The following is a 2,673-nucleotide window of genomic DNA, read 5'->3' as shown; positions in this document are numbered from 1 at the left end:
GCGACCAGCGGGGTGCCGGTGGCCATGGCCTCGGCGGCGGGCAGCGAGAAGCCCTCGTAGAGGGAGGGCACGCAGGCCACCTCGGCGGAGCGGATCAGGTCGACCAGCTCGGCGTCGGAGATGCCCTTGACGAAGTCGACGGCACCCGCGAGGCCGTAGCGCTCGATCGCCTGGGCGACCGGGCCCTCGGCGGGGCGCTTGCCGACGACGACGAGGTGGGCGGCGGGGTGCTCGGCGCGCACCTTGGCGAGCGCCTCCACGAGGAACACCAGTCCCTTGAGCGGCACATCGGCGCTGGAGGTCGTGACGATCCGGCCCGGCACCTCGGCGACGGCCGGATTCGGCGCGAACAGGTCGGTGTCGGCGCCGATGTGGACGACGTGGACCCGGTCGCGGCGGACCCCGAGGTGGTCCACGATCTCCTGGCGGGAGCTGCCGGAGACGGTGAGGACGGAGGGCAGCCGGCGGGCGACGCGCTTCTGCATCCGGGTGAAGGCGTACCAGCGGCGCACCGAGTAGCGGCGCTGCCAGGTCTCGGCCGCGTCCAGCTCGAGCTGCCGGTCGACGGTGATGGGGTGGTGGACCGTGGTGACCAGGGGGGCGCCGATGTCGCCGAGCAGGCCGTAGCCGAGGGTCTGGTTGTCGTGGACGACGTCGAACTCGCCGCGGCGGGCGCGCAGGTGGTGGCGGGCGCGCAGCGAGAAGGTCAGCGGCTCGGGGAAGCCGCCGGTCCACATGGTGGCGACTTCGAGGGCGTCGATCCAGTCCCGGTACTCGTCCCGCTTCGGGGTGCGGAAGGGGTCGGGCTGGCGGTACAGGTCGAGGCTGGGCAGCTCGGTGAGGGTGAGGTTCGGGTAGCCCTCGTCCAGCACGGGGTACGGCTGGGAGCCGATGACCTCCACGCGGTGCCCGAGGCGGGCCAGTTCGCGTGAGAGGTGCCGTACGTAGACGCCCTGTCCCCCGCAGAACGGGTTCCCCTTGTAGGTGAGGAGCGCGATGTCGAGCGGTCGCCCCCCGTCGGCAGCGGGTTCCTGGTCGGCACCCGCTTCCCGGGCCTCAGCGGTCACTCCGTGCCCCCTTCTGCCTGCACTGTCCCGCGAGACTACGACGGGACGCTAATCTAGAACAAGTTTCAGACTTGATCGTTCAAGAGGCTCCGAATCTACCGGCAGGTAGGGGCGCTGTGAGCAGTGGATCGGGTGATTCGCGCCACGGCGCGCGGCCCTGCCATGCTGGCTGGTCACGAGCCCTACAGACCCCCTCACCGACTGTCACGGAACGGGACCCATGCCTGCGGAAGCCAGCACCTCGCGCCCGGCCGCGCCGCCCCTCACCGAGCGGCAGGAGGCCCGCCGCCGCAGGATCCTGCAGGCCAGCGCGCAGCTCGCCGGCCGGGGCGGGTTCGACGCCGTGCAGATGCGCGAGGTGGCCGAGTCCTCGCAGGTGGCACTGGGCACGCTGTACCGCTACTTCCCGTCCAAGGTGCACCTGCTGGTCGCCACCATGCAGGACCAGCTGGAGCACCTGCACGGCACGCTGCGCAAGAAGCCCCCGGCGGGCGCGACGGCCGCCGAGCGGGTCGCGGAGACTTTGATGCGGGCGTTCCGGGCGCTCCAGCGGGAGCCGCACCTGGCCGACGCGATGGTCCGCGCGCTCATCTTCGCCGACCGCAGCGTCTCGCCCGAGGTCGACCAGGTCTCCCGGCAGACGACCGCGATCATCCTGGACGCGATGGACCTGGCGGACCCCACGCCCGAGCAGCTGTCCGTGGTCCGGGTCATCGAGCACACCTGGCACTCGGCGCTGATCACCTGGCTGTCCGGCCGCGCCTCGATCGCCCAGGTGAGGATCGACATCGAGACGGCGTGCCGGCTGATCGACCCGACGGACCCGGCCGCCGGGCGGCCCCGACAGCCGCGGTGACACCGGACGGGGGCACGAAGAGACCTACGAGACGGGTTCCCTGCGCCGGTATGGTCCGGATCAGGTAATGGGGGTCGTCGTCCGGCATCGCTGCCTTCCGACCTCTCAGCCCTACCGTCGCTGTCGGCCCGGGCGGATGCTCTTCGCGTCTCGCCTGAGTCGGCTACTCCGGTCGGACTCCCTCACTCGCCTCGTAGGCTGATATCAGGATATAGCGGTAGGCCCTGACGGAACCGCCCAATTCCCACCATTTGCCAACACATCGGGCCTGGTGGGCGCGGTCGCCTCAGGCGCTGACCGCCTTGCGGGTGATGTAGCGGGTGCCGGTGAACACCATCCGCTTGAACGCCACCGCGGTGAACCCCTTGAGGTGGCTGTCCTTGAGGCTGTCGTCGGGGTGGGTGAACTGGGCCACCGCGTCCTTGCGGCCGAGGCTGACGCACCGGGCCACGTACCGCAGCTCGTACGGCTCCGGCTCGCGCCCCTCCGCGAGGCGGGCCAGGGCGTCGACGGCGGCCTGGGCCTGCGGGGCGGCGGTCTGGCAGCCGAACCGGGCGCCGGCCACGCCCGCGCAGTCGCCCACGGCGAAGATCCGCGGGTCGGTGACGCTGCGCAGGTAGGCGTCCACGACGACGCGGCCGTCCGCGTCCACCTCGAGTCCGCTGCGCGCGGCGAGGTCGGGCACGCCCGCCACGATCCCCCACAGGGTCAGGCCGGAGTCCAGCTCCCGCCCCGACCGCAGCCGCACCA

The 2,673-nt window shown here is 71.9% G+C and carries 3 protein-coding genes and 1 riboswitch; of the genes, 1 reads left to right on the top strand and 2 read right to left on the bottom strand.

What is annotated here, in order from left to right; translation table 11 throughout:
- Window positions 1–1,067 (bottom strand): glycosyltransferase family 4 protein (locus H5J33_RS30420; protein WP_181797997.1); only part of this gene is annotated, 1,067 nt, incomplete at its 3' end.
- A 220-nt stretch (window positions 1,068–1,287) separates the two neighbouring features.
- Here H5J33_RS30420 and H5J33_RS30415 point away from each other — a divergent pair.
- Window positions 1,288–1,923 carry a TetR family transcriptional regulator gene (locus tag H5J33_RS30415; protein ID WP_181797996.1) on the top strand — a complete coding sequence of 212 codons (636 nt, stop codon included), beginning with the start codon at window positions 1,288–1,290 and terminating at the stop codon, window positions 1,921–1,923.
- A gap of 20 nt (window positions 1,924–1,943) precedes the next feature.
- Window positions 1,944–2,117: riboswitch (TPP riboswitch) on the bottom strand.
- Between the two features lie 92 nt (window positions 2,118–2,209).
- On the opposite strand, the gene H5J33_RS30410 is transcribed toward H5J33_RS30415, so the two are convergent.
- Window positions 2,210–2,673, bottom strand: a 464-nt coding sequence (locus tag H5J33_RS30410) for an FAD-dependent oxidoreductase (protein WP_181797995.1), incomplete at its 5' end; no start/stop codon positions are given.

The organism is Streptomyces sp. WELS2 (genome assembly GCF_013870595.1).
GTDB lineage: Bacteria > Actinomycetota > Actinomycetes > Streptomycetales > Streptomycetaceae > Streptomyces.
This window is presented reverse-complemented; position numbering and strand designations above follow the sequence as displayed.

Bases quoted from the DNA above. Each gene is read 5' to 3' on its own strand.
- H5J33_RS30415 (WP_181797996.1), top strand. From the start codon at position 1,288: ATGCCTGCGGAAGCCAGCACCTCGCGCCCGGCCGCGCCGCCCCTCACC.